Below are 26,157 nucleotides of genomic sequence, written 5' to 3' on the forward strand. Positions count from 1 at the left end.
AGCAGACCAGTTCGACGGATGCAGATGGCAATCCCTAACTCGGCACCTTGAACAGTATTGGAACAGTCGGAGGGGTTTGCCAGCAGATATTAAACAGTGTTAATATATAAACGCTGTTCATAAAGTGCGCGAGGATCGCGTGACGGAACCACTCAAGGAGGAGGTCGATATGCGCAGCAGCACCTACGCCAGCACACCAAAGGCCCTCTCCGAGCTCAACCAGTCACGCATCGTCCAGTACCTGCACCAGCAAGGCATCAGCTCGCGAGCCCAGATGGCCCGGGACCTTGATCTGACACCGGCAGCCGTAGGCAAGCTGGTGAACCGCCTGATGGATCTGGGCCTGATCAGTGAGACCGGCAGCATGGACTCAGAGGGCGGCCGTCGATCCATCGGCCTGACCCTGAACGCCGACCGCTACCAGGTCATCGGAGTCAAGTTCGCCCGCAGCCTGGTCAGCATCGGACTGTTCGACATCAGCGGTCGCCTGCTGGACTCGGAGGAGCTGCCACCCGTCGACCCCGATGACATCCCTAACGCCGTAGCCGATGTCCGAACCCGGGTGGCAAGACGACTTGAGGCGAACCCCGCCATCGTGGCGGTAGGCATGGCTGTGCCGGGCCCTTATCTGCGCGAGAGCGGACGCATCGCCCTGGTCACCAGCATGCCCGGCTGGCGCAGCGTGGACTTTATCCACGAATTCGGTCAGGCCTTCCGCGTACCCACCTTCATCGAGCAGGACGCTCGGGCCGGGGCACTGGCCCAGAGCCTGTTCGACCCCCGCGTGAGTGCATCCAGCATGGCCTACTTTCTCGTGGGCGAAGGTGTAGGGCTGGGTGTCATCGACAGAGGCGCCCTGGTGGACGGCAGCCAGGGAGCAGCCACCGAGATCGGCCACGTCAGCATCGATCTGAATGGTCTGCCCTGCGAGTGCGGCAACCGTGGCTGCCTGGAATGCTACTGCTCGGCGGTAGCCATCCACCGACGCATGTGTCAGCCGGATATGCGGGATCACTTCCCTGGAGTCGAGGCCATGACCCACGCAAAGGCCTGCACGGGCCTGTTCGACCAGGTCCGATCCGGTCAACAGGCCGCTCAGGCTCTGGTGGATCAGATAGCCGACTACGTAGGCTATGGCTGCGTAACCATCGTCAATGCCTACAACCCCGCCCAGATTGTCATCGGAGACATGGTGGCCGCCGCTGGTACCCGCCTGCTAAAACGGGTTCGAGACATAGTCTCCCAGCGCGCCCTGCCCGGCCTGCGCGAGCACACACAGATCCTGCTTTCCCACCTTCCAATCGATGCCACGCTGACCGGCGCTGCGGCAGTGGCGGCCAACCAATTTTTGGAGCACCCGGCCAGCATGGGCCGTACAGCTGTGAAATCAACAAGCACAAGGCGGGCGCATCACCCGTCATCAGGAAAGGAACACCATGACCAGTAAACCCATGGTCCTCAGCATCGGCGAGATCCTCTGGGATGTCCTGCCTACAGGCAAGCGGGCCGGTGGCGCACCGGTCAACTTCAGCTACCATGCAGCCAAGAACGGAGCGGAAGGCTATGCCATCAGCGCGGTCGGACGCGACGACCTTGGCCGGGAGCTTGAGGAGGCTGTTCACCAGGCCGGCGTCGATGCCGTGTTGCAGCACAACGACCACCCCACCAGCACCGTCGAGGTCCAGCTGACCGAAGGCATCCCCCAGTATGTCTTCAAACCGGATGTGGCCTGGGATCATCTGGAGTACACGGATAACCTGGCCGGACTGGCCAGCAAGGCTGATGCCGTCTGCTATGGCACGCTGAGCATGCGCAACAGCCAGTCCCGCGAGACCTGCCTGCAAGTGCTGCGTCACACCAAGAGCCATGCCATGCGCTTCTTCGACATCAACCTGCGTGGCACCTTCTACAGCAAGGATCTGATCCAGGAACTGCTGGACATGGCCACGGTCTTCAAGCTCAACGACGAGGAACTGGTCACCCTGCGCGACATGTTCCACGTTCCCGGAGCCACCGACGACGAGCTCTGCCGCTGGTTCATGGACCAGTGGCACCTGGACACCATCGTGCTGACCGCCGGCAGCGACTACAGCACAATCTACCTGGCAGACGGCCAGTCCTCACACCTGCCCACGCCTGAAATCACTGTGGCCGACACGGTCGGGGCTGGTGATGCCTTCTCCGGCACCTTCGCCATCAACCGCCTGCTGGGAGCCTCCCTGACCCAGGCCCACCGAGCTGCCGTCAACACCGCCGCATTCGTCTGCACCCAGCAGGGCGCCTGGCCCGAATATCCCGAGCATATCCCCGACTACCTGAGCCAGCAGGGTAAATGATCCACCAGCTTTGAACATGATTTGGTCCCGCCCGGTCGAACTGTCGACTGCACGGGACCAAACTTATATCTGCACCAGTCCTATATCTACGGAATCCGGAATTTACCAGATACCGATGAGGCGCCACCAGCCCAGACCCACGGTCAGGAAGATGGCCACAGTCACCAGTCCGCAAATCAGGCCGATCCGCAGGAACTCAGAGGTCTTGACGTATCCGGCACCGTAAATCAAAGCCGCCGGTCCGGAGGCGTAATGGGTCATGGCGCCGATCAGACCGCTGGCGCATCCCAGCATCAGCGCTGCAGGCATAGCAGGGACCCCGGCAGCCACTGCCACGCTGACGAAGAGCGTGTATATGGCCGCGACCTGAGCCAGCTCAGAAGCGAACATGTAGTGGATGAAGAAGTAGAAGACCGTCAGAATGACCAGGACCAGCACCCAGGGCATACCCTTGACCAGTCCGGCGATGATCTCCCCTGCCCAGGTGGTGACGCCCAAGGTGTTCAGGGGTTCCGCCATGCCTACCAGGACACCGAAGAAGATCAGTGTGGACCAGGCCGACTTGTTGGCCACCATGTCCTGCCAGGTGATGATCTTGGTGCACAGCAGCACAGCCACGCCCAGGAAGGCAACAGTGGTGGAATTGATATGGATCACCGAGCCTGTCGCCCAGAGGACCAGCATGACCAGGAAGGTCACGGCCATGATCCACTCGTGCATGCTCAGAGGGCCAAGTCCCTTGAGTTCATCCTTGGCGTCCTCCTGAGCCTGGGGCACGTTCCTCAGGGTGGGCGGGAAAATGCGGTAAATCAAGGCGGGAATGAGAATCAGGCAGATCAGGCCGGGCACGATGCCCGCCAGGGCCCAGGTCCCCCACCCGATGTCCACATGGAACTTCTGGGCCAGCTGTCCCACGACCGGGCCGGCAGCCATAGCCGTCAGGAACATGGCCGATGTGATGGCGTTGACATTGTTGGCCGTGATTGCCAGGTAAGCGCCGATGCGTCGCCGGGACTCATCAGTGTCCGGCTTTGAACCCTGCACATCGCTGATGGAGGTGATGATCGGGAAAAGGATGCCGCCCAGACGAGCCGTGTTTGACGGGGTGGCCGGAGCCAGGACCAGGTCGGCGGCCGAGAGCCCGTAGGCTATGCCCAGACTGGACTTGCCTAATCTGGACAGAAAGACCAGGGCGATCCTGCGGCCCAGTCCGGTGGAGACAAATCCCTGGGCAATGAAGAAGGCCGCCACAATCAACCAAATCGAGGCGCTGCCCAGTCCGTTGAAAGCCGCCTTCTTGGGATCCAGGGCCCCTGTCAGCATCCCCACGGTCATGCCGATGATGGCCACTGCTGATGTGGGCAGAGGCTGCAGAATCAGCCCTAGAATGGTGCCCACGAAGACTCCCAGCATGTGCATGCCCTGGGGAGTCAACCCCTTGGGAGGCGGTATGAGGAAGATGACCAGCCCTACCGCCACACAGATCAGAGCCTTGACCAGTTGGCCCGTATTGAAAGGCTGTTTGGCCCCTGTCTGGGGGTCTCCCCTGCCCTCACCCGTTCGTACTGTTTCACCCATCATTGCTCCTTCGCTCATGATCCGGCGTATAACTGCCCGGAAACCGCCGACCTCTTCGTCGGCATGCTCATGTGGACTTATGCTATGCGGCAGGCGGTAGGGGCGACAAATAAGCGCTGCCTATATGAGGGGGCACCATAACTGCTGGCTGTCTATGACCTCCCAGACCCGCCAAGGACCGGCAATAGGCCTTTAACTGCATATAGACGATGCTTATTTGCCGGGCCGCCAAGGGCTTTCCTAGGCTGATTGCAGAGGTCCGGCAACGCGGCCGGCCCCGATCGTGAAGGACAAGTGAGACCATGACAGGATTCGATACCATCAACGATTCCTATGCCAACCGGGGACTGGGATTCAACTATGAGCAGCGGCGCGAGCTAAAGCTGGACGGGCTGCTGCCTGCTGCCGTGCAGGATGAGGAACAACGCGAGCGCATCGTTTACCGCCGCTTCCTGGCCCAGCCCACCGATCTGGACAAACGACTCTATCTGATGAGCATCTGCCGCACCGACCGTCGGCTCTTCTACAGGAGCATGGACAAGCACCTGACCGAGTACATGCCCATTGTCTACGCACCCACCGTGGCACAATCCATCCAACGCTACGATGAGTTCTATTCGGGCAGCGACGTGGCCTACATCTCCATCGATCACCCCGAAGGAATCGGTGACGCCCTGGACCAATACGCCGGCGACCGACCCATCGACCTGGTGGTCTGCACCGACGCGGAAGGCATTCTCGGCATCGGCGACTGGGGCGCACAGGGTGCTGAGATTCTGACGGGCAAGCTGGCGGTCTACACCGCCGCCGCCAACATCGATCCCTCGCGCGTTCTGCCGGTAATGGTGGATGTCGGCACCAACCGCCAGGCACTTCTGGACAATCCCGACTACGTGGGCAACCACTTCGCCAGGGTCAGAGGCCAGCGCTACGACGACTTCATCGATGACTTCGTCCAGCAGGTCCTGCAGCGCTACCCGCAGGCGCTGATCCACTGGGAGGACTTCGGCAGGCCTGAGGCGGCGCCCGTCCTCAAGCGCTACCAGGACCGAATCCTGACCCTGAACGACGACATCCAGGGCACCGGCGTGACTGTCCTGGCCGCTCTGATCGCCGCCAGAAAAATTGCCGGAGCCGACCCCAAGGACACCAGGATCATGGTCTTCGGCGCAGGGACCGCCGGTGTGGGCATCGCCGACCAGATCGTGGACGACCTGATCATCCGCCAGGGCATGGATTCAGAGACTGCACGCAGCAGGGTTCTGCTCTTCGATCGTCAGGGTCTGATCGAGCAGGATCAGGATGATCTGACCGAGGGCCAGACCCGTTATGCGCGCAAGCCGGATGAGTTCGCCTCAGTCACCGACAAGACCTCGCTGGCACAGGTCGTCGACGCCTTCCAACCCACGGTGCTCATCGGCACCTCAACCCGGTCCGGGGCCTTCAACCAGGATGTTGTTGAGGCCATGGCCAAGCATGTCGAGCGGCCGCTGATCTGCCCCATCTCCAACCCCACGGAACTGGCCGAGGCCAAGGCTGCCGACGTGATTGCCTGGACCCACGGCCGCGGCTTCGTCATCACCGGCACCCCCTCAAAGCCTGTTGACTACCAGGGGGTAACCTATTCCATCGGACAGGGCAACAACGCACTCATGTATCCCGGCATCTGCTTCGGGGCCATCGTCGCCAAGGCACGGCTGGTCACCAAGGGGATGCTCTTGGCCGCAGCCTACGCCATCTCCGACATGATCGACGTGGACAAGCCCGGAACCGCTGTGTTGCCGCCGGTGGCCGATCTCAAGGAGATCTCACGCCGGGTGGCCACTGCTGTGGCTGCACAGGCGGTCCAAGAGGGTCTGAACCGGGAGCCGATTGAGGATGTGGACGCCGCCGTGGCCAAGGCCCAGTGGCACTACGACGCCTGAGCGAAACCAGCTCCCTCGCATATTGCGAGATTGAGATGAGGGTCCGGTCGACACGATTGATAACCGATGATCGTGGCGACCGGACCCTCATCATGAGTCAGGCCAGGTCAATATTCTCATGGGTCAATCTTCTTATATTCAGCCGATAATGATAGTGTAGTGGTAAGAAGTCTTTCGCCAAAGTTGACGGATAAGCAATAATCTGAGCACCAATCAAGGGAAGCGGCTCATGACCTATATGGATAATGTCCGCGACCTCGAGCTGCTTACCATGCTGGCCCGGTACGGCAGTTTCACCGATGTCGCGTTGGAGGCAAGCATCTCCCAGCCTGCGGTCTCGCAGGCCATCAGAAGACTGGAAAAGCGTCTGGGAACCAAGCTGGTCCGGAGGCAACGCTTCGGCGCAGGTGAGGGCACACAGCTCACCCAGGCTGGAAGAACAGTGGTGGATCATGTCGGCCAAGCCCTGGATCTGATCAACACCCTACCCGAGGCCTTGGCTGCGCGGACCGGGATTCGACGGCGTACCATCGGCCTGCCGCCCATCATCTCATCCCTGCTGAGCTCCGGACAAGGGCGGCAAGAGCAGTGCGAACCAGACAAGAACACGACCGTGGAAAGGGGGTGCGGCGGGAAAGTTGGACACCTTATCTGAGGGGTTTGGTGGTGTCCTGTGGTGTATGAGGATTCGGTTCGTGATGGTGTGGTGGCGTTTGTGCGTTCGGGTCGTTCGGTGCGGGAGGCGTTGGAGCGGTATCCGGGTCTGTGCCGGGAGACGGTGTATCGGTGGTTGAGGCAGGAGCCGGCCAGGCGGGTGTCGGTCTCGGGTCTGGAGCGTAGGGCGTCGAGCTCGCCCGAGGTGCGACTGGCGCTGGTGCTGGAGGTGCTGGGAGGTGCCGATGTGGCCGATGTGGCCCGTCGTAGCGGGTATGCTCGAAGGACCATATGCGGGTGGGTGCGGGCCCACCGCGAACGGAACGGGGGGACGGCCATGGATGAGCGGGGATCGGATTGCGGGCCCGGGGCGGCGCGTGATGATGGAGGTGGTGCCGATGCGTGTCGGGTCGCCGAGCTGGAGGCCCAGGTGGCGGACCTGCGCATGCAGATGGACGTGCTCCGGGAGGCGCTCGGCCTGATAAAAAAAGGCCACGGCGTCGACCTGACGGCCCTCACGAACCGTGAGAGGAGCCTGCTGGTCGACGCCTTGCAGGGGCGGTGGCAGGTGAAGGCCCTGTGCTCCCTGGTGGGTCTGGCCCGCAGCTGCTACTACTACCACCGTTCCCGTGGTCCGGCCCGACGGCTTGAGGAGGAACGGCGCGCGGTCCTGGCCGGGAAGCTGGGGGCGGTGTTCGAGGACAACCGTCGGGTCTATGGCTACCGGCGCCTGCACGACGCCATGGCCATCACGGGCACGCCCGTCTCCGAGTGCCTGACCCGGCGCCTGATGCGCGAGCACGGCATACGACCCCGCCTGGGCCGGCGACGCCGCCCCTACAGCTCCTACCGGGGCGAGATCAGCCCCGCGGTGCCCAACCTCCTGGAGCGCGACTTCCACGCCGAAAAGCCGGGTTGCAGGCTGGTGAGCGACATCACCCAGTTCTCCATACCCGCGGGCGACCTCTACCTATCCCCGGTCATCGACTGCTTCGACGGCAAGGTCCTGGCCCACACCATCGGCAAACACCCCGACGCGGCCCTGGCCAACGACATGCTCGACCGGCTGGCCGAACGCCTGCCCGCCGGCGCCAGGCCCGTCATCCACACCGACCGGGGCTGCCACTACCGGTGGCCCGGATGGATCGCGCGCATGCAGGCACACGGCTGGACCAGGTCCATGAGCGCCAAGGGCTGCTCGCCCGACAACGCCGCCGCCGAGGGCTTCTTCGGCCGTCTCAAGAACGAGATGTTCCACAACCGCGACTGGGACAACGCCACCCTGGACGACCTGGCCGACGCCATCGACGACTGGATCGACTGGCACAACACCAGGCGCATCAAACGCAGCCTCGGCTCCAAAAGCCCCGACCAACACCGCAGACACCTCGGCCTGCTAGCATAGAACCCAACACAACAACGTGTCCAACTTTCCCGCCGCACCCCCAAACCATAGGATCCCAAAAGCTGCTGAGCCAGATAGAGAACCATCGCGTGGACTACGGGGCGGTGGCCAGCGTCGACGAGTCGCTGAGCGTGGATGGCGTGGAGACGACCAAGCTGGCCTCCTTCCCCTTTGGTATGGTCTGCACCCAGTCCATGGTCGAACGATTGGGCACGGCAGGAATGACCAGCCTGCACCCCGAGGATCTGTCCATGCTTCCCGGGGACGTCCCCTTCGCCACCCTCAACCGCGATTTCGTCCATGCCCAGGCAGCGGAACGACTGATTCACCTGTCTGAGCCAGTCAGCCACCTGATCGAGGTCTCGGACGTGGAAACACTGAAAATGGTGACCACATCCGGCCTGGTCTGCAGTCTGATCACCTCGGCCGGCGTACACCCTGGCGATGGCCTGCGCTTCATCCCCTTTGCCGGTGATGACATGCCTCGCTTCAACATCTTCCTCTTCAACGACACCAAGCGGGAGGCCTTCCACGAGGACGTGGAGGAGGTGCATGCCTTCAGTGACTACGCCACCAGTCAACTAGGCTCTGTGACTTAATCAGAATTCGAGTCAATGCCCAGGGAGAAGCGGGAATATCCGCAGCGTCCATCTGTTGTATACTGACGAGGCTGGTCCGGAATGGCATCAGCGGAGCTTGATAATTCAAGATTGGGGCTGATCGGTTTCGACGGTGACCTGTTCGTCGCAGGGAAGCGTGCCGAGAACGCGGGGGTCCGCTCGTTAATGTCCTCCCGCAAACAACAAGTGCTAAATCTAACCGCACTGAGTTCGCTCTCGCTGCCTGAGCTTCGCGCCAGGATTAACCAGTGAGCAGCTGCTCCGTTCACTCCCCTTCGCCTTCGGGGGGATGCTGAGCGTCATTAAGAAGACTTGCCTGAACTGCCGCGCCACAGGACGGTTCGGGGACTTTTTCTGCGGCTATGCCCGCCACCGGTTGTCTGCGACACAGGTGGGGGCAGACAGATAGCCACAAAGGCCAGCAGACTACGCACGTAGAAGACTGAGGGTGCGGTCACCGGACCGGGGTTCAATTCCCCGCAGCTCCACTCGAACAAAGCATTGTTCCATATATGATTTGCTTTGGTTGCATATTGTAGATTTTCTAAAATTATCTGGGTCTTAGGATAAGTTGGTTTTGGTTAATCTTTCTTAGCATAGAAGCATTTCTTTGGTCCATACCAACACTCATATTAAAAAACAATCGCTTCGCTAAACTAAAATATAATACCTTAAACGACAAACCGGCATTATATTTCAAATCTCTATTTTGGCATTTGTGTGTATATATTACACGCAAATAAATCCAAGAATCTGGAATATCACTTTACAGTTGGCCAATACCTGCACACAGTTATTCGCGTTTTTGACAAGTCAATATGTTCCACTCATCTTTTAAAACAATTCAGTTTCCTCGATAAGAGGTATACATGATACACAGGTTTAAGTCGGCCGAGCTATTTATCAGTAATCAGATTAAACAAGCATAGAGCAATTAACTACAAGTACACGGTACAAGCCACCTCAAGGTAAGATCCTACTGCTACATATGACTATAATTAATACCAAAATCTATATATCTTTGAATCTCTATTTATGGCTTTTTGCTTAGCGAACGAGGAAAGCCCGATTTGGACGTCAAAAAGCTACAAATGGATTTCAATAAGGGGATAAGTCCACTTCTGCTTGAAATGATATCGTAGTTTACAAGTCAAAATTATAAAAGGCTGCTTTTGTTCTTCAGCAGTCTACAGTCAAATATTCACAATCCAGACATCACAGCTTTTAAATATTTATAACTTTGTTTAAGTTTACCAATACTGTCTAATGGCCTTCCGTCAATATCGCTACTAAATTAGAACAACTCAACTCATTTATAAGTTACGGAATCCGCTAATCGAGAATTATTGGCATATACTGTATACATTCATCATATTTTTGTGCAGTAAACTGCAAATGCCAAACATGATATGTAGGAGAACTTTTATCCTGTCCTTCATCAGTAAAATCAAAAGCAGAAAACAGCTTAATACTGGCTTTATTTCTTGGATCTATCTGTGTAATCACCTCTGTTCCCCGTCCCTTATACGTATATGCATCATTCTTTATCCATCGAATGGTGTTATCCAATATACGTGTGCCAACACCCTTACCTTTTACTTTGTAGTTCCTAGCTAGCCAGGATATGGAGTATATTTTTGAATCTGCTAAATATCCAAACTCCGAGAAAGCATAAATGATATCTTTTCCTGTCTCAGTGAGAATCAATCGCTCAACGGAATTTGACGACTTTGCAGATTGAACATTAAGCTCTCGAATATATCTTTGAACATCTAGTTCCCATTCAGGCCTGTTAGTGGGTCCGCAACATATAAACTGGCGCAATGCTGTCTGGTAGGAAGAATTGCACTCACAACTAGTCAGCATTGCTACACCCATAGCTTTACCGACTCTTCCTGTTCATCGCAACAGATCGATTCAAAGCCGCACGACTAAGAGCCATCCACTTCTCATCAACGGCATCACGAGGCTTTCCATCCTTAGGCGGAACATACGTGGGCACAGGTTTGACCACCACTTTAGTTGCTGTACTCATACCAGCTCTCCTAATCATTCGATGCTTTATAGCCTACCATAAGTGTTCTCAAATTGAGTAAATAAATTTATTTTCTTCCATAGAAAGAAAACCTGTGTTAATTATAGTCTTATCGACTTGTAAAATAAAATAAATAATTCAGAAACGAGTTAAATGATCTTTGATATCATGAATATCTGATTTCACATAGATTAAAAAACCAGCTTAAATGATGGTTAAAGCTTAGAGTCACAATAGGCCATTACCTAGACTTAAATTGGCTAATAAATAGAGACCAATCTTCGATGAATTATAGATGCTTAGATATTACCAGTTGCAGTTAAGTCTAATTATGACTTGAAATTATTAGGAGCTTGAATTCTCGTTGATTGTCGATCATTCGCCTATGGCGCCTTGCAGAATAGCTATGGGCGAGCGTCTCAATGCAGGCCGCGCCGTCAGCATGGTCGCCAGCGACCCGACGACGATGATCGGCAACCCGCAGATAAGGAAAAACTGCCAAGGAAAAACTACGGACAGACTGTGTATAAGGGGCCAGTAGACCATAGCTGTGCTCAGTCCGACCAGTCCGGTGCCGCCTGCTGCGATGATAATGCCTGTAGTCATCACAATAGTGCCGTCCAATATGGATATAGCAGTCAGCTGCTGCGGGTTTGCGCCTGCAATTGACAGGAGCGCCAGATCGAGGTCACGATCCCGAGCGGCGATAGCGAACCCCGCAATCACGCCGACCAAGGCGACCAGCAACGCTGCCCAGAAACCATAGAGCAACTCCAAAGTTCCACCCGCTGTGGCACTCGGTATTCCCGGCACCTTGTTCATGGCGACGGTACTGGTGCCTCCGGCAGTCAGCAGACCGCCGACCAGAAACATGCAGGCGGTCAACGCTATGACCGTTGAGCCGAATGTCGTGTCTTTGCTTCTGACCACAGCCTGTGAACGCGCTATCCGCCAGACGGCAGACGATGACGGCACCAGAGCAGTCCAGAGTTGAGTGACCCTGCCTATAACCGGCCCACCAGCGCGAGCCAAGGCTATCAGCAGCAAGAGAATGGCGAAAAGCGGTCCACTTCCAACGGCACTTATGACCGCCTGGACTTGCTTAGAATCCAAGGACCCAGAGCCGCTGTGCGAAAGATAGACAAAGACGGGCAACGGCAACAACAACAAGGCCAGCCCAAGAAAAAGGGATACAAGACCACGTCCATGTCGGGGCCGGTCAATCGATTCGCTCTTCTCAGCACGGCGCACCACCCGGACAGGTGTCATCTTTCCCAAATCCCGCAATGTCCGGATGGTCGCCAAGACGGCCGTGGCCAATCCCACTGCAAGACCGGTCAGGGCAGACCTGGGAAAACCGCGCCAGGTAAAAGCGAAATGCACCGGTATTCGCATTCCAGCGGAATACCAATCCAGGATCCTTCCAGCCAGCGCAGGCGAAAGAGCCACGGCAACAAGGGAGGCCGGCAGAACCAAAATCATCACCTGCAAAAGCGTAAGCAGCAGGATCTGCTTAGGTGTAGCTCCCAGCAGCGAGAGAAGGGCCAGGCCCTGCCGACGTTGGCGAATTGATGCCTGCAGGGTCTGCTTGGTCACCAGGTAGCCGAGCACAATGACCGTGAGGAAGACCAGACTCAGGGCCGAAGCCAAGCTCTTGGCAGGATCCCTGGTCTTGACCGACAGACCCTGGTAGTAGCTGTTGACGCCCATGCTCACACTCATGGCACAGAGCAGGGTTTGGGTAACCACAAGAACGATAAAGACGCCAGCCCAGATGCCACTATTGGCTTTCAGGTCACGCAAGGCCCAAGTCATGATTCATTCACCTGCCACATCCTCGTGCGTACACTCGGTTATATCCCTCTATCTATATGAATAGCCGATCGGCGCGGGAGGAAACATCCGGCAAACCCCTGAAACGACCCTGAATCAACCCTGATTCACCTCTATCATGCCAAACTTGTCGCGATCATATGCCATGTATCGTTTGGGTATCGCCTCAATCAAACCATGACCTTTGAAGTGTGGAAATCTAACTGATGCATAATTCAAACATATTGTTTAGTTTGATTAGCATCTTTCGGCTATATCAACAAGTACGACAGCACTTAGACAATATGTCCTTTATTTTATCTACATTTAATAAATGGTGAAATTCTATATTAGAATTCAAGTATGTCCTCTATAGTAGATAAGGTAGACGTCTCTTTAGAAGATGAGCCAGTTCTCTCTCCCATATTCCATCCAGCAGATAGCTGGCATGCTGAAAACTTGACTCATTTTTTAGCAGCCGTAGCTTACACTGTTCTGTTTTTTGGTGCAGGAATTAGCCTCAGAGTTACTGAATATTCTTCTATCAAAACTCAAGCAAGACAAAATTGGTATAAGCAATCCACTTTCTTTCACAGTTTTGTTCTTAATAATACTTATAAAGATCCAGCCAATATGTTGTTGGCATTGTGGTCATTGATCATAGGTGTCATTCTTGTCACGGCCTTTTTGGACGTAAACACCGCTGAATCTTCAAAAACGGCGAGAACATTCACCGTATTTATCGGTTTCTTATCGTTGGCTATCGACATTGTCACAGGCTACGTATCACCTGACATGTTGCACCAGTATGATTTTGGTCTTAGTCTGCTAATGATAATAATCAGCGTTGGCATATCAGCTTTTGCCCTAGCCTATGGCGTAAAACAAACGATTTCCGCTCGCGAGATACAAGAAAACGAAAGGCTAAGATCAGATCATTCGCATGAATATATTTTATTAGCTGAAGCATCACCAGATAAAGGACATTCGATAGTAGGCGCAATTCTTCGTTTTCTTGGTGGATTGTTATTCAAGACTGTTCTTGCATTCATAATAACAAGCTTCATAGCATTACTATTTGCTAAAATACAAAATCATTCAGTTACATATACGCTAACCCGCCTATGGTTGGCGTTTATTGCTGTTGCCTTAGAACTGATCCCCTGTATGCTCGATACCTTCTTTATGCTTGCAATAGGTGTGGGCGTTCACGTAAACAAAAAGAAGCGAATATGCTATGCACCTCGAAGTATTGGGGAATTGGCTTATCACATATTTACAGCAGCATATTCCTGGCTCTTATCAATATGGTTTTTTGCCATTGTACTAAATCCAACTACACTGCCTTTTATAGCGATTACATTTTTCATCCCGATATTAATCGTCATTTGGTATTTGTTACCTATCTGGAATTCCCTCTTAATTCCTATTCACAAATGGTTTCTTGAAAGATTGATAAAAGACGACCAGCGTAGAATCGAACTCATTCACTACCATATATATACAAGTGTTGCTTCAACGTACCTCAGTTCGGAATTATCAGTAGATACACATCGCGAGTATTTGCTGCATACTCTCATAACAACAAAGAAAGAAGACGAAAACACGTTATGGCAAGAAATATGTTATCCCGATTCTCGCGACACAAACGAAGTCCCCTTACTTTCTTTATCGACTAAAGATCTTCAGGATATTTTAGAAATTAATAAAACCCAACAGACCAACGATATCAATCCAGATAAAACAAAACGTCAACAAAACATCACATGCTTGGTAGATAAAATCAACACAAATAATCCCGAGTTCAATTGTTGCGACCAGAATGATTGCAAAATCTATCTATCTGCAATCTTCGATGATCGCCAGTATTTATTAACACCCTTAAACTCAGAGTCTAAGAAAGATGAAAAACAACAAAAAGTCATTACTCATAATTTTTCCAACTGCAAAGGAAAATGGCAACTGATACTGACGCTGGTAAAGCGATGAAACCAGAACATGCGATGTACCTATGCGTGTACTGTTTACGACTTTGACCGCCAAATCACCTAGGTTGCAGCATTTTCCATTCCTCGTGGACAAGCAGCAAAGTAATCCCAAATGTGCAGGATCTTTGACGAATTGAATCAGCATTGATCATTTACGGCCTTTGTACCGCCATGAAAATATCTGACTCAACATCTTACGATCCAACCCGAACTATTCTGATACCCAGAATCTAATGCAGGTTCCCGGACGATGGTCAAGTACCCGGACAGCGACAAGACTTGCCGAAAGGGAACCATGTCCTCGTGGATCGTACTCTTACTCGCTGGCATCTGTGAATCGGTCTGGGCCACCGCCCTGGGCAAGTCTCAGGGTTTTACCAAAATCGTCCCTGACATCGTTTTTATTGTGGGACTGATTCTCAGCATGGTGGGTCTGGCCTTTGCCATGCGCGGCATCCCTACCAGCACGGCCTACGCGGTCTGGGTCGGTATCGGAGCTGCCTTGACTGTCATATACGCCATGGCTACGGGCTCGGAACCTGTTTCGCTGGCTCGCATTCTGCTCATCATTAACTTGGTTGCCTGCGTGGTCGGGCTCAAGGTCGTCAATTAAAAATAATGCCCCATCAACACAGATATATCCCAACAACAAACAAAATCCAGAGGAAAGAAGTCGCCATCATGACCACAACAATACGGCAATGCACATCAGATGATGCCAGGCTGATACGTTCCTTGGGCATGACCACCTTCCGTGACACCTTCGCCGCCGACAACAGCCAAGAGAACATGGACGACTACCTCCGGCACTCCTTCTCCCCCGAATTGGTCAAGTCGAAGCTGTCCGAACCTGAATCCGTTTTTCTGCTCGCCAGCGTGGACGGCGTACCCGCAGCCTACATGCAGCTCAACACCGGGAAGGCCCAAACAGAGCAGTTCGGCGACACATCCATGGAGATCGAGCGGCTATATGTTCTATCGGACTTCAAGCACCGCGGGTTGGGCACCCTGCTGGTCAATCAAGCCTTCAAACGTGCCAGGACTCAGAATTTGAACAAAATCTGGCTGGGCGTATGGGAACACAATGAGCCCGCCCAACGTTTCTACCAAGCCATGGGCTTCAAACGGACCGGGGAGCACACCTTCACCTTGGGCGAGGAACTACAGACCGACTGGATCATGACCGCAGCAGTCAGTTGAAGGATACGTCCGTACAACCAAGCGGAGCCGACAAATCCGGGACAATCCAAGAAAAACCATGACTGACCAGAATCCTCCTATCAGCGGTAAAGCAGGTAACTCATCATGACATCATCCATGCACGCTGATCAGGACCGTGTCGACGACCAAGCCCGTCGTATTACCTTGATGACACAGGCATATTGGGCTTCGACCTGAAGCTAGGCATCGAAAGAGTTCAAGGGACAGCCATCGACTGGACCATTGACAGGAACCAGTCCTGCCATGACTACATTGAAGTGGGCGTCTTTCATGCCAGTCTTCAAACGGTTCTCCAGCCTGACCTTCACCAGGTGCCGGTCCAGCTTTCCCCTTCGGCACTACAACAACGTCTGAACTCTCTAGACTGGAACCATGAGAATCGTCATTCAACGGGTCAGCCGTGCCCGGATCGATGTGGTCGACGAACAGGGGCAGCCGGATCCTGATTTTAAACCCCAAAGCATCGGCACAGGACTCTTGCTCCTGGTGGCCGTCCAGGACGGCGACGGCGATGCCCAAGTGGACTATGCCGTCCGCAAGCTGACCCGGATGCGCATCTTTGCCGACGAGGATGGCCGGATGAACCGGTCGGTCCTGGACTGCGGCGGTTCCATCCTCTCCATCTCCCAGTTCACACTATATGCTGATCTGCGTCGCGGCAACCGTCCCAGCTTCATGGCTGCGGGAGAACCCCAACACGCTCAAAGAGTCTGGCAGAATCTTAACCGGGCGCTGGCTGCGACCGGAGTGCCAATTGCCGCTGGACGCTTCGGTGCCCACATGCGAGTTGATATGGTCAACGATGGACCGGTGACAATCCTGCTGGACACCGACAGGCTGATGAAGCCGGCAGCTCCTACAGCGGCTATTTGACGATGGGCCGCAGCGGCGCCGACACATCCAGCTGATGCTTGTCGCCGATCTTGGATGGATCGTTGATGATCTTGTCGACCACGGCCTGCTTGAGCTTCAGGTCGGAGCCGTCGCCCCAGATGATGACATGTTTGCCTTGGTCCAGCTCGGTGGTGATGGAGTCCTGGGTTTCCGCAGTCACCTTGGTCACCGAATGACGCATGGCCTCGGGCATGGTTGACAGTATCCGCAGGGTCTGCCTGACCGCCTGATCCTGCTGGGCACGATTGACGGTGGACACCTGGATGACCGGCACCCCCTTCACCGGCTTGGACACAGTATTGAGCACCCTCCCTTGTCTGTCGACGGCCGTCAGTTTGTCCTGCGCATCCTTGAAGACCGCAGTGGGCTCCTGGGCATCGAAGGTCACCTGCAGACCGTGCGGAAAACTCTTGCGGACCTTGGCATCGGTCACCCCGGCCATGCCGCTGATCTCCTCCTCGACTCCATTGGTTGAAATCAGCAGCAGCGAACGATCCCCCTGATGGGCCACGATTGAAGCCACCCGATCGTTGGACACCCAGGCATTGCCGCCGCTGACACTGATCTTGTCGGCCTGCAGGCGGAAGACCGGCGAGAGAAAGAGCAACCATGCCAGTCCTGCTATCAGAGCCATGACCAAGAGGACGACACCTGTCCGGATCATGACCAATCTGCGGCTGACCTTCTTCTTCTCGCGCACCCGGGCCTGAAAGTCCAGAACCTTGGGCCGGACGAAAATCCCCAGCCCCTGATCCTCCTGGTCGGTGCCTATCCTGCCAGAGACGGGCCGGTCCGGCGGTATGGTCCGGGCATCGACGAATCCGCCGGCCGAACTCGCCGAACGTGTGGTCGCGGATTTGCGCACCGCAGACTTGGAGGCTGAGGCGCCACTGCCTTTTACCAGAGAGCGGGAGGATGAATAGGCGGATCTGACGCTACGTGTCCTCGATCCACCTGTATTCCTGGAACGATTCGGACGACCATTGAAACGCTTTGATCCCTTGAGACGCTTGGATCGCTTGAGACGCCTACCCTCGCCGCCTGTTTTGTCGATCTTGGACCGGTTGGCCTGTGCTGAAACATCGGAGGCGGTCGACCTGGCTGATCTGGCGGTCCTGCTAGTCCGCGGTTCCTCTCCTGAAGACCTGGTACGCCCAGATCGGGCTGTCCGAGCAGCTTTGGCTGCCCGGACGGCCTTGGTCCTGGAAGAAGCTCCGCCGGAGGCGCTGCGATCCTTGCCGGTCCTCACTGCTCGTCCCGTTCAGCCAGCTTGTCGAGAATGACCGATCCCATGGCAGTGACATCGCCGGCGCCTACGGTCAGGATCACATCCCCCGGCTCCGCCCGTTCCGCCAGAGCCAGAGCGGCCTGATGCATGTCCGGGCAGGCCCGGAAGACGGTTCCGGTCGACCTCTTCCCGGAATCCTGGGACTCCCGGTTCGATGCCTTGCGGGCGGCTGCGGGGATGGTCCCGGCATCCACGCCCGGAAAATCCCTGGCCAATTCGCGGGCGGGGAAGATGTCGGTGACGGTCACATCGTCCGCCAGGGACAGAGCAGCCGCGAACCGGTCGGCGAAGATGGCGGTTCGCGAATACAGGTGGGGCTGGAAGAGCACCCTGATGGTCCGACCCGGATAACGCCGTCTGGCGGCGGTCAGCAGGGCGGCAATCTCCGTAGGATGATGGGCGTAATCGTCCACTACGGTGACCCCATGCTGAATTCCGCGGATCTCGAAGCGTCGAGAGGCCCCACGGAAGTCTGCGGCAGAAGCGGCGGCCGTATCGGGATTCATCCCCAGCAGGATGGCGGCGATGATTGCCGCGGCGGCATTGCGGGCGTTGTGGATGCCGGGAATCGCCAAATCCACCTGCAGTTCGAGCATCTTGCCGGCCTCCAACCCTGCCGCCTGGAGCACCTGCGCGGGGAGGGCCAGACGGCAATGCTCACGACCGCTACCGCTGCTTTCGGACTCGGACTCGATGCGGACCAGACCCAGAACCCCAGGCAGGGAGTCGGTATTCAGCTGGGGATCCGAAGCATAGACGATGATCTTGGCCTGGCAGTTCCCCTGCAACCGCCGCAACACCTCCAGGGCGCCCTGGTCGTCTCCGCAGACCACCAGAAAGCGGCGGGCATGCCGGGCATGTTCCACAAAGGCCTGGTGGAAGGCATCAGCCGTGCCGTAGTGGTCCAGATGGTCGGGCTCCACGTTGGTGATGATGGCGATGTCAGGAGTGTACTTGCCAAAGCTGCCGTCGGACTCGTCCGCCTCGGCCACCAGTACCCGTCCGGCACCCACATGCCCTCCGTCCATGGGCCCCTGGTCACTCTGAAGGCTGCCCCCGATGGCGTAGCTGGGATCGGCCAGATCACCTTGGCCACCCTTGGTCAGCAGGTGGGCCAAGAGCGCGCTGGTGGTGGTCTTGCCATGGGCACCGGCTACGGTGACCGAAATTCTGGAGGCCATGAGCAGGGCCAGAATGTCGCTGCGATGGACCAGCCGGGCGCCTGCGTCACGAGCAGCCAGAATCTCGGGATTGTCGGGCTTGATGGCACTGGACCAGACCACTGTGCGAGCCCCGGCCACGTTGCTGGCGTCCTGACCGATGGCGACCGGGATTCCCAGCTGACGCAGACGGCGGGTCTTGTCCCCCTCGGCGCGGTCGGAGCCCGAGACCCGCACCCCCTCCTGGCGAAGCATCTCGGCCAGCACACTCATCCCAGCCCCGCCGATGCCGATGAAGTGGGTGGGCCCCAGATCCTTGGGGTCGCGCACTCCGGCCTGGGCCAGGGCAGGCAGGCAGGGGTCCAGAACCGGCAGGGTCCGGTCGCCGCCATCCTGCCGACCGGGCACAGTATTCAATTCATGCTTGGGCACAGTAGTTGCATCTCCTCCAACAGTTCAGGACCATCCAGGACGGGGTTGCCCGTCGTCTGCCTCCATTATGCCCGATTAGGCCCTCCCTGAGTCCTTGCGGGCAATGTGTTGATCGGCCATGGTCAGAATATGCTCGGCCATAATCTGAGCAGCGTCACGAATCCCGTACCCCCAGGCCCGACGGCGCATGTCAGCCAGCCTATCCTTATCAGCCATAAGAGCAGGGACGTGCTCGACCACCCATTTGGCATCCAGTGCCGCATCGTTGACCATGAGGCCTCCCCCGGCCTGAACGACTGGCTGGGCGTTGAATCGCTGTTCACCGTTGCCAATGGGCAGGGGCACATAGACGGCGGGTACACCCAGGGCGGCCAGCTCGCTGACAGAGCCGGCACCAGCCCTGCAGACCACCAGGTCGGCGCAGGCGAAGGCCAGATCGATCCGCTCCAGATATTCGGCCATATGGTAGTCTCCCTGGCCCTGGTGAGCCGGGTCCAAATCGTTGATAGCTGCATCGCCCAGATCAGCCGCCACCTGCTCTCTGACCTGGTCGGCCTTGCCACGGCCCGTCAGATGGATGACCTGGGTTTGGTCCAATAGCTGCCGGGCCGCGCCAGCCACCGCCTTATTGAGACTGAGCGCACCCAGGGATCCCCCGGTGACCAGGAGGATAGGCCTATCGGGATCCAGACCCAGGGACTGTGCAGACTTCCTGCGAGCGCCCATGGGATCGGTCTCCATCTGCTTGGCCAGTAGGGCGATGGCCGGTCGCAGGGGAAGACCCACGCGACGCACGGGCACTCCGGCCCGGGCTCGGATGCCGGTATCCTCATAGGCTGTACCTACGAAATCAGCCCAGCGAGCGCCCAGTTTGTTGGCCATGCCTGCCCGGGCGTTCTGCTCGTGGACGACGATGGGCAGACCCAGGTTCCGTGCAGCCCTGTAGGCCGGCGCCGAGGCATAGCCGCCAAAGCCGACCACCAGGTCGGCCGACCGATCCTGCAGATAGCCTCGAACCCGCTGCACCTCATGCCGCCAACGCTGAGGGAAACCCAGAGCGGCCTTACTGGGACGACGAGGGAAAGGCACCTTCTCAATCAGGTCCAGGGGCAGTCCGGCGGCCGGCACCAGGTCATGCTCCAGCCCGACAGCAGTGCCGATCACGCTGACGGCAGCCTGGGGACAGCGCTCCCGAATGGCCGCAGCCACACTGAGCAGGGGGTTGACATGCCCTGCCGTCCCCCCTCCGGCCAGCACCAGATGGGGACCAGCACCTTTTCCGGCATGCTCCTGGTCGTCCCCAGGCATCCCGTTCTCAGTCCTCGTCGCTGTCGTCATCCGCGAATCCGCTTCCTTTCCGCCATATCCATTCCCTATCTCAGGATCCGTCCGTGGCCGCCTTCACGTCCGGTTGAGTCCGAATCATCTGCAGGGCCACCCCGGCCGAAGCCAGGCAGGAGATCAGAGCGGTCCCTCCAGCCGAAACAAAGGGCAGGGGCAGACCGATGACCGGCAACAGGCCCAGAACCACGCAGATGTTGACCAGGGCTTGGCCCACCAGCCACACATCCAGGCAGATCAGCACCATGCCCGCATAACGGTTCCTGGTGGTCAGGGCGATCCTCAGCATGCACCAGCCCATGACCACGAAGACCAGAATAAGCATGGCGGCCCCTACAAACCCCAGCTCCTCGCCGATGACAGCGAAGATGAAGTCATTGTGCGCCTCGGGCAGGTAGTTCCACTTCTCCCTGGAGTTGCCCAGCCCGACCCCGGTCAGACCCCCCGAGGCCATGGCATACAGTCCGTGTATGGACTGGTAGCAGACGCCCTGAATATCATCCGCCGAACACTTGCCGTAGGCGGCCATGATCCGCTGGGTCCGGTTGCTGTTGCCGTAGACCGAAAAGCCGATGACCGCGGCCATCCCCAGGATTGCCAGGCTGAGCAGCCAGCGCAGGGGGAAGCCCGAAACCAGAAAGGCCACGAAGCCGATAATGACGATGATCATGGCCGTTCCCAGATCCTTGCCCAGCATGATCAGCAGGAAACTGACGATAAAACCGGCGGCAGGCTTGGCATAGGCCTTGGCCAGGCTCTTCAGGTCGGAATCCTTGCCAGCCTGCCGCTGGGCTTCGATCAGGGCCTGGGGCAGCCACAGACACAGGGCCAGCTTGAGCAACTCGGCCGGCTGCATGGAGATGCCCCCCACCGAGATCCATCCCTCATTGCCGTTGGCGGACCGCCCCAGCGGAGTACGCGTCAGCAACTGGATGCCCTGGCTGACAATCAGAAACCCCGTACTCCAGCTCCGGTAGCGGTCGATGCTGATCCGCACAGCCAGAAGGGCCAGCAACAGCCCCACCACGGCGTATATGCTCTGACGAATAACCTGGCTCCAGGGAGAGCTGCCCTGGGCCACCAGATCCACAGCCGAGGAGGAAAAGACCATCATCAGGCCGAAAACCGTGGTGGCGACGACCGTGGCCAAAAAGCCGTAGTAGCACCAAAGCGGGTTGAGAATGGCCCGCCAGCCCCGGTAGTCCCCCTTGCCGCCAGACCCCCGGGAGGGATCCTTGTGCGGATCAGTGTCGCGCTTCATGCTCGTGGACCCACTGTTCGGCCTGCTGGGCAAACTGGTCACCCCGGTCGGCATAGGAGGCGAACTGATCCATGGAGGCGCAGGCGGGGGCCAGCAGAACCACTTGGCCAGGCTGTGCATAGGAGCCAGCGGCACGGACGGCCCGGGCCATAACCTGATCGCCGGCAGCAGGGTCGATCAGAGTAACCGGCAGATCGGGCGCCTGGTCCTTGATGGCTTGAACCATAGGCTGCTGATCCTGACCGATGACCACGGCTGCAGCCAGCTTGGACCTGCGGGACCGGACCAGATCGTCAAAGCGGGCACCCTTGGCCAGCCCGCCGGCCAACCAGACCACCTGGCCGTCATGGTAGCTGGCCAGAGAAGCCTCGGCGGCATGGGCGTTGGTGGCCTTGGAGTCGTCTACAAAACGGATGGCCTGCGAACCCTGGCCCAGGGTCGCCACGGTGCTGATCCTATGGTCGCCGGGTGTGAAAGTACGCATGGCCTCTATGGCCGCGTCGACCTTGGCCCCAGCTCCTAGTGCCAAGGCCAGAGCACAGAGGGCATCAGCCAACAGATGGGGGTAGACCGTGCCGTCAGGCTCGCATAGATCCGTCAGGTCGGCAACCCGGACTAGCCGGACGCCCTCCTCAGGGTTCTGACCGGTCAATCCACTGCGGTCTATGACCCAGCCGTCCTCCACGCCCAGTTGCCCAGGCTCGGGCCGACCCAGAGTGAAGCCCACCCGTCGGCAGCCGGGAGCCGGCTGTGCCTGTCTGGCCAGATCGGAGACTCGGGAATCGTCAGCGTTATAGACCAAGGCCTTGCGCACGCCCCGGTAGATGCGCGCCTTGTCGGCCGCATAGGCCTCGAAGCCCCCGTGCCAGTCCAGGTGGTCGTCGGCCAGATTGGTGATGGCCGCGCACTCCAGGGCCGGCGAGAAAGTGAAGTGCAGCTGGAAGGAGCTCAGCTCCACACAGAGCATGTCATTGTCGGGGTCCAGAACGGCTGTGGAGACGGCCTTGCCGATGTTGCCCACCGCAGGGGCCGTGAACCCACTGGCCTGCATCATGGCGGCGACCATCCTGGTGGTGGAGGTCTTGCCATTGGTGCCGGTGATTCCGATCCAGGGGGCTGGCCGGCCGGTCCGGGCTGCGGGCACCCGCAGCATCCAAGCCATCTCCACCTCGCTGACCACAGGGATGCCCCGACGCTGCGCCTCAAGGATAAATGGAGTACGCGGATTGAAGACAGGCGAAGCCATGACCAGGTCCACCTGGCTCCAGTCCACCTGGTCGAAGTCATGAAGATCGGCCTGGGGGGCGCGCTGGTCCACAGTAGTCACTTCGGACGCCCGGCCTCGCAGGGCTGTGGCCACGCTCCGTCCGGAAATGCCCAGCCCGGCGACCAGTACGCGTTTCTGGCTCAAGTCCATATCCATGAACACCTCATTCCGCTAGCTCCGGCATCTGCTTGGCATGATACCGGCTGCCGAAGTCCGGTACCGTGAATGAACGCACTCAGATAGGCAACCCAGAGCGGACCACCCAGTCTGCATAGAAGCAGACCAGGGCCAGCAGGACGAAGATCAGGTCTACCATCCAGAACCGGACAACCACCTTGGACTCCTGCCAACCCATCAGCTCGAAGTGGTGGTGGATGGGTGCCATCTTGAAGACCCGCTTGTGGGTGAGCTTGAAGTAACCCACCTGGATGACGTCGGAGGCGGCCTCGCCCACGAAGAGCCCGCCCAGGATGACCGCCAGAAGCTCGGTGTGGGTGGCGATGGACAGGGCTGCAAAGAGTCCTCCCAGAGCCAAGGAGCCGGTGTCCCCCATGAAGATGGAGGCCGGATTGGTGTTGTACCAGAGGAAGCCGAAGCAGGCCACGGCGGCGCAGCAGGCGATGATAGCCAGGTCCAGGGGGTCGGAGACCGCGTAGGCATGGCCGGGATGGCCGCCACCCTTCAAGTGGTAGCTCTCCCAGATTGCAATGACCGTATAGCCTACGAAGGCGATCATGGAGGAACCCGAAGCCAGCCCGTCCAGGCCATCGGTCAGGTTGACCGCATTGCTCCAGGCCGTCATCAGCAGATTGACCCAGATGATGAACAGCACCACGGACAGGACGCTGCCAGCCATTCGGAAGTCGATAATAGGGTGCTCCACGAAAGATATGCCTGCCTGAGCGCTGGGATAGCCGTTCTTGGTGGGCAGCTTCAGGGCCAGCACCGCGTATATGGTGGCCAGAATGAACTGGCCGATGAACTTGGCCCTGACCGACAGGCCCAGATTCTGCTTCTTACGCACCTTGGCAAAGTCGTCGATAAAGCCCAGGAAGCCCATGGAGAGCATGGCGAACAGAACCAGCATGGCCGACAGGGACACGGACTCCCCCCGGGACAGGTAGCGATAGAGCGCCGAGGCTGCCCAGCCCAGCAGGATGGCCAGGTTGATGACCAATCCGCCCATGGTCGGGGTGCCACGCTTGACCAGATGGGACTTGGGCCCGTCCTGACGGATGTACTGGCCGTAATGCAATCGGTGGACCAGCCGTATCAGCAGGGGGGTCCCTGCCAGCGTCACCACCAGGGCGACCAGGATTCCGATGATGAGGGCAATCACAGTGTGTACTCCAACTCTTGAATTCTGTCCTTGAACGTTCGAACCCGCTGCGGGTATACCAGTGCACTCATGGCTCAGCCCTGCCAGTGGTCGGCCAGACCGGACAGGCCGGACATGTGCGAACCCTTGAGCAGGACAAGATTTTGCCGGTCCGGATGCCTGGCGCACAGGCGGCGGACCATCTGATCGGCCTGGTCAGCATCCTGGGCGAAGAGGACGCACATGGCCCCAGACTGTTCCTCGCTGGGATCAGATAAGCCACCAGCACCACGGACAAGGGCATGAACCAACCTGTCCATCTGCTGATCCCTGCAGCCCACCGCGACCAATGCATCGACGCCCAACCGACGGCAGTAGGCGCCGATCTCCTGGTGCAGCTGCTCCCCTCGATCGCCCAGCTCAAGCATGACCCCCAGGACGGCTATCCGATAGACCGGGCCATCGGATCCCCTCCAGGTGGCCAGGGCATCCAGACCAGCCCGCACGGAATCGGGATTGGCGTTGAAGGAATCATCAATCAGGGTGAAGGAGGCATCCGGCAACCGGACCGAAGACAAAGCCATCCGATGCGGACTTATTTGCCGCTGCCGACCCAGCTCATCGGCGATGCGTTCTGCGTCCAAACCCAGGGCGTGGGCTACCGTGGCGGCGGCCAAAGCGTTCATGACATTGTGCCGTCCCGGAATGCCCAGACGCAGCCGCACTGGTTGCTGGCCACGCAGACGCAGCTCGAAGGCCGGCCTGTCCAGACTGTCGCTGTCCAGGTAGCGAGCCGAGCCATCCAGGTCGCGGTCCTGCCCGCCATCATCAGCGGCCATGCCAAATCGCAAAACAGATCCAGAGGCCAGATCAGCCATGGCAGCCACCCGGGAATCGTCGGCATTGAGTACGGCGGTCCCGCCCGGCACCAGGCCTTGCACGATCTCGCTCTTGGCCTGGGCGATGCGCTCCACGGAGCCGAATTCGCCCAGGTGGGCCACTCCTACCTTGAGGACCAGAGCCATGTCCGGGGGAACCATTTTGGTCAGCCGGGCGATCTCACCCACGTGGTTAGCGCCCATCTCGGCCACCAGATACCGGGTGTCAGGCCCCACTTCCAAGGCGGTCAGAGGAAGGCCGATCTCGTTGTTGAAAGACCCGACAGGGGCCACCACCGGTCCAAGAAGTGCCAGCAGAGAGGACAGCAGATCCTTGGTGGTGGTCTTGCCGACGGATCCGGTGATGCCGATCACAGTAAAGGGTTCTGCCGCTGCACGCCGACGATCCATATTGGCCCGGGCCAGCAGCCCCAGGGAAGCAACCGTATCGTCCACAAGAATCTGGGGCAGGTCAGCGCCCGGAACGAGATGATCGACCAGGGCAGCACGGCAGCCCTTGGCCCCCAGGCCGGGAACATAGTCATGGCCATCCACATGCTCGCCCTTGATGGCTACGAAGAGGCCATCGGCCCCCGCCTGCCGGGAGTCGGTCACCACCCGCATGCGCACGGACCGCCGGTCAGGTTCACGACCAGAACCGACTTCAACCAGCCGACCGTGCACATATTCGACGACCTCATCCAGGGTCATGGGCATGGACCCGGCCCTTACAGACTGACTCAT

At 58.0% G+C, this 26,157-nt stretch carries 20 protein-coding genes, 1 other RNA gene and 1 riboswitch; of the genes, 11 read left to right on the top strand and 10 right to left on the bottom strand.

From position 1 onward, the window contains the following. The first annotated feature begins 169 nt into the window (after positions 1-169). Complete coding sequence (locus LPC22_RS05725) at positions 170-1,447, top strand: ROK family transcriptional regulator (protein WP_229133156.1); 1,278 nt, start codon at positions 170-172, stop codon at positions 1,445-1,447. Next, a complete protein-coding gene (locus LPC22_RS05730; protein WP_229133081.1) occupies positions 1,437-2,336 on the top strand; it encodes a carbohydrate kinase family protein in 900 nt (299 codons plus the stop codon). The genes LPC22_RS05725 and LPC22_RS05730 overlap by 11 nt, the downstream gene beginning before the upstream one ends. Before the next feature lie 102 nt (positions 2,337-2,438). Here the strand turns inward: LPC22_RS05730 and LPC22_RS05735 are convergent, their stop codons facing one another. Then, positions 2,439-3,914 (bottom strand): DASS family sodium-coupled anion symporter, encoded by a 1,476-nt coding sequence (locus LPC22_RS05735; RefSeq protein ID WP_015021578.1) that lies wholly within the window; start codon positions 3,912-3,914, stop codon positions 2,439-2,441. A gap of 302 nt (positions 3,915-4,216) precedes the next feature. On the opposite strand from LPC22_RS05735, the gene LPC22_RS05740 reads away from it, so the two are divergent. The 5 genes from LPC22_RS05740 (at position 4,217) to ssrA (ending at position 9,009) form a co-directional block, all read left to right on the top strand. Continuing rightward, complete coding sequence (locus tag LPC22_RS05740; protein ID WP_229133082.1) at positions 4,217-5,839, top strand: NAD-dependent malic enzyme; 1,623 nt, start codon at positions 4,217-4,219, stop codon at positions 5,837-5,839. Between the two features lie 229 nt (positions 5,840-6,068). Continuing rightward, positions 6,069-6,494, top strand: a complete 426-nt coding sequence (locus LPC22_RS05745; protein WP_229133083.1) for a LysR family transcriptional regulator — start codon at positions 6,069-6,071, stop codon at positions 6,492-6,494. Between the two features lie 18 nt (positions 6,495-6,512). Beyond that, a complete protein-coding gene (locus tag LPC22_RS05750; RefSeq protein ID WP_229133084.1) occupies positions 6,513-7,898 on the top strand; it encodes an IS3 family transposase in 1,386 nt (461 codons plus the stop codon). Positions 7,899-7,987: 89 nt separating this feature from the next. Then, positions 7,988-8,497, top strand: a complete 510-nt coding sequence (locus LPC22_RS05755) for a type 2 periplasmic-binding domain-containing protein (protein ID WP_229133085.1) — start codon at positions 7,988-7,990, stop codon at positions 8,495-8,497. Positions 8,498-8,610: 113 nt separating this feature from the next. Next, positions 8,611-9,009, top strand: a transfer-messenger RNA (tmRNA) gene (ssrA, locus tag LPC22_RS05760). A gap of 841 nt (positions 9,010-9,850) precedes the next feature. Here the strand turns inward: ssrA and LPC22_RS05765 are convergent. Beyond that, positions 9,851-10,396 carry a GNAT family N-acetyltransferase gene (locus LPC22_RS05765; RefSeq protein ID WP_229133086.1) on the bottom strand — a complete coding sequence of 182 codons (546 nt, stop codon included), beginning with the start codon at positions 10,394-10,396 and terminating at the stop codon, positions 9,851-9,853. Positions 10,397-10,928: 532 nt separating this feature from the next. Then, the gene (locus LPC22_RS05770) at positions 10,929-12,368 is read right to left on the bottom strand and encodes an FtsX-like permease family protein (RefSeq protein ID WP_229133087.1); all 1,440 of its coding nucleotides are present in this window, start codon (positions 12,366-12,368) and stop codon (positions 10,929-10,931) included. Between the two features lie 360 nt (positions 12,369-12,728). Here LPC22_RS05770 and LPC22_RS05775 point away from each other — a divergent pair, with 360 nt between their 5' ends. From LPC22_RS05775 to dtd, 4 genes are all read left to right on the top strand, one after another. Then, entirely contained in the window at positions 12,729-14,354 is a 1,626-nt protein-coding gene (locus LPC22_RS05775) for a hypothetical protein (RefSeq protein ID WP_229133088.1), read from the top strand. 222 nt (positions 14,355-14,576) lie between these two features. After that, positions 14,577-14,640: riboswitch (guanidine-III (ykkC-III) riboswitch) on the top strand. A gap of 8 nt (positions 14,641-14,648) precedes the next feature. After that, complete coding sequence (locus LPC22_RS05780) at positions 14,649-14,966, top strand: DMT family transporter (protein WP_229133089.1); 318 nt, start codon at positions 14,649-14,651, stop codon at positions 14,964-14,966. Positions 14,967-15,034: 68 nt separating this feature from the next. Further along, positions 15,035-15,553 carry a GNAT family N-acetyltransferase gene (locus LPC22_RS05785; RefSeq protein ID WP_229133090.1) on the top strand — a complete coding sequence of 173 codons (519 nt, stop codon included), beginning with the start codon at positions 15,035-15,037 and terminating at the stop codon, positions 15,551-15,553. 393 nt (positions 15,554-15,946) lie between these two features. Further along, complete coding sequence (dtd, locus tag LPC22_RS05790) at positions 15,947-16,447, top strand: D-aminoacyl-tRNA deacylase (RefSeq protein ID WP_229133091.1); 501 nt, start codon at positions 15,947-15,949, stop codon at positions 16,445-16,447. On the opposite strand, the gene LPC22_RS05795 is transcribed toward dtd, so the two are convergent. The 7 genes from LPC22_RS05795 to LPC22_RS05825 all read right to left on the bottom strand — a co-directional run bounded on the left by LPC22_RS05795 (position 16,440) and on the right by LPC22_RS05825 (position 26,157). Further along, complete coding sequence (locus LPC22_RS05795; RefSeq protein WP_229133092.1) at positions 16,440-17,333, bottom strand: cell division protein FtsQ/DivIB; 894 nt, start codon at positions 17,331-17,333, stop codon at positions 16,440-16,442. The genes dtd and LPC22_RS05795 overlap by 8 nt on opposite strands. A 380-nt stretch (positions 17,334-17,713) precedes the next feature. Next, positions 17,714-19,291, bottom strand: a complete 1,578-nt coding sequence (gene murC, locus LPC22_RS05800; protein ID WP_373312911.1) for a UDP-N-acetylmuramate--L-alanine ligase — start codon at positions 19,289-19,291, stop codon at positions 17,714-17,716. A gap of 132 nt (positions 19,292-19,423) precedes the next feature. Beyond that, on the bottom strand, positions 19,424-20,656 hold the full coding sequence (locus tag LPC22_RS05805; protein ID WP_229133158.1) for a UDP-N-acetylglucosamine--N-acetylmuramyl-(pentapeptide) pyrophosphoryl-undecaprenol N-acetylglucosamine transferase: 1,233 nt from the start codon (positions 20,654-20,656) through the stop codon (positions 19,424-19,426). Between the two features lie 70 nt (positions 20,657-20,726). Beyond that, positions 20,727-21,950, bottom strand: a complete 1,224-nt coding sequence (locus LPC22_RS05810; protein WP_229133093.1) for a peptidoglycan glycosyltransferase FtsW — start codon at positions 21,948-21,950, stop codon at positions 20,727-20,729. Next, positions 21,934-23,373: a UDP-N-acetylmuramoyl-L-alanine--D-glutamate ligase gene (gene murD, locus LPC22_RS05815; RefSeq protein ID WP_229133094.1), complete on the bottom strand. Its 1,440-nt coding sequence runs from the start codon at positions 23,371-23,373 to the stop codon at positions 21,934-21,936. The genes LPC22_RS05810 and murD overlap by 17 nt, the downstream gene beginning before the upstream one ends. Before the next feature lie 79 nt (positions 23,374-23,452). Next, positions 23,453-24,556: a phospho-N-acetylmuramoyl-pentapeptide-transferase gene (gene mraY / locus LPC22_RS05820; protein ID WP_121914018.1), complete on the bottom strand. Its 1,104-nt coding sequence runs from the start codon at positions 24,554-24,556 to the stop codon at positions 23,453-23,455. A gap of 74 nt (positions 24,557-24,630) precedes the next feature. Beyond that, the gene (locus tag LPC22_RS05825; protein ID WP_229133095.1) at positions 24,631-26,157 is read right to left on the bottom strand and encodes a UDP-N-acetylmuramoyl-tripeptide--D-alanyl-D-alanine ligase; all 1,527 of its coding nucleotides are present in this window, start codon (positions 26,155-26,157) and stop codon (positions 24,631-24,633) included.

Origin of the sequence: Bifidobacterium mizhiense (assembly GCF_020884755.1) — a bacterium.
GTDB classification, from domain to species: Bacteria; Actinomycetota; Actinomycetes; order Actinomycetales; family Bifidobacteriaceae; genus Bombiscardovia; species Bombiscardovia mizhiensis.

Coding starts and splice junctions, on each gene's coding strand:
- LPC22_RS05725 (WP_229133156.1), top strand. CDS start 170: ATGCGCAGCAGCACCTACGCCAGCACACCAAAGGCCCTCTCCGAGCTC.
- LPC22_RS05730 (WP_229133081.1), top strand. CDS start 1,437: ATGACCAGTAAACCCATGGTCCTCAGCATCGGCGAGATCCTCTGGGAT.
- LPC22_RS05735 (WP_015021578.1), bottom strand. CDS start 3,914: ATGGGTGAAACAGTACGAACGGGTGAGGGCAGGGGAGACCCCCAGACA.
- LPC22_RS05740 (WP_229133082.1), top strand. CDS start 4,217: ATGACAGGATTCGATACCATCAACGATTCCTATGCCAACCGGGGACTG.
- LPC22_RS05745 (WP_229133083.1), top strand. CDS start 6,069: ATGACCTATATGGATAATGTCCGCGACCTCGAGCTGCTTACCATGCTG.
- LPC22_RS05765 (WP_229133086.1), bottom strand. CDS start 10,396: ATGGGTGTAGCAATGCTGACTAGTTGTGAGTGCAATTCTTCCTACCAG.
- LPC22_RS05770 (WP_229133087.1), bottom strand. CDS start 12,368: ATGACTTGGGCCTTGCGTGACCTGAAAGCCAATAGTGGCATCTGGGCT.
- LPC22_RS05775 (WP_229133088.1), top strand. CDS start 12,729: ATGTCCTCTATAGTAGATAAGGTAGACGTCTCTTTAGAAGATGAGCCA.
- LPC22_RS05780 (WP_229133089.1), top strand. CDS start 14,649: ATGTCCTCGTGGATCGTACTCTTACTCGCTGGCATCTGTGAATCGGTC.
- LPC22_RS05785 (WP_229133090.1), top strand. CDS start 15,035: ATGACCACAACAATACGGCAATGCACATCAGATGATGCCAGGCTGATA.
- dtd (WP_229133091.1), top strand. CDS start 15,947: ATGAGAATCGTCATTCAACGGGTCAGCCGTGCCCGGATCGATGTGGTC.
- LPC22_RS05805 (WP_229133158.1), bottom strand. CDS start 20,656: ATGCCTGGGGACGACCAGGAGCATGCCGGAAAAGGTGCTGGTCCCCAT.
- LPC22_RS05810 (WP_229133093.1), bottom strand. CDS start 21,950: ATGAAGCGCGACACTGATCCGCACAAGGATCCCTCCCGGGGGTCTGGC.
- murD (WP_229133094.1), bottom strand. CDS start 23,373: ATGGATATGGACTTGAGCCAGAAACGCGTACTGGTCGCCGGGCTGGGC.
- LPC22_RS05825 (WP_229133095.1), bottom strand. CDS start 26,157: ATGAGTCAGTCTGTAAGGGCCGGGTCCATGCCCATGACCCTGGATGAG.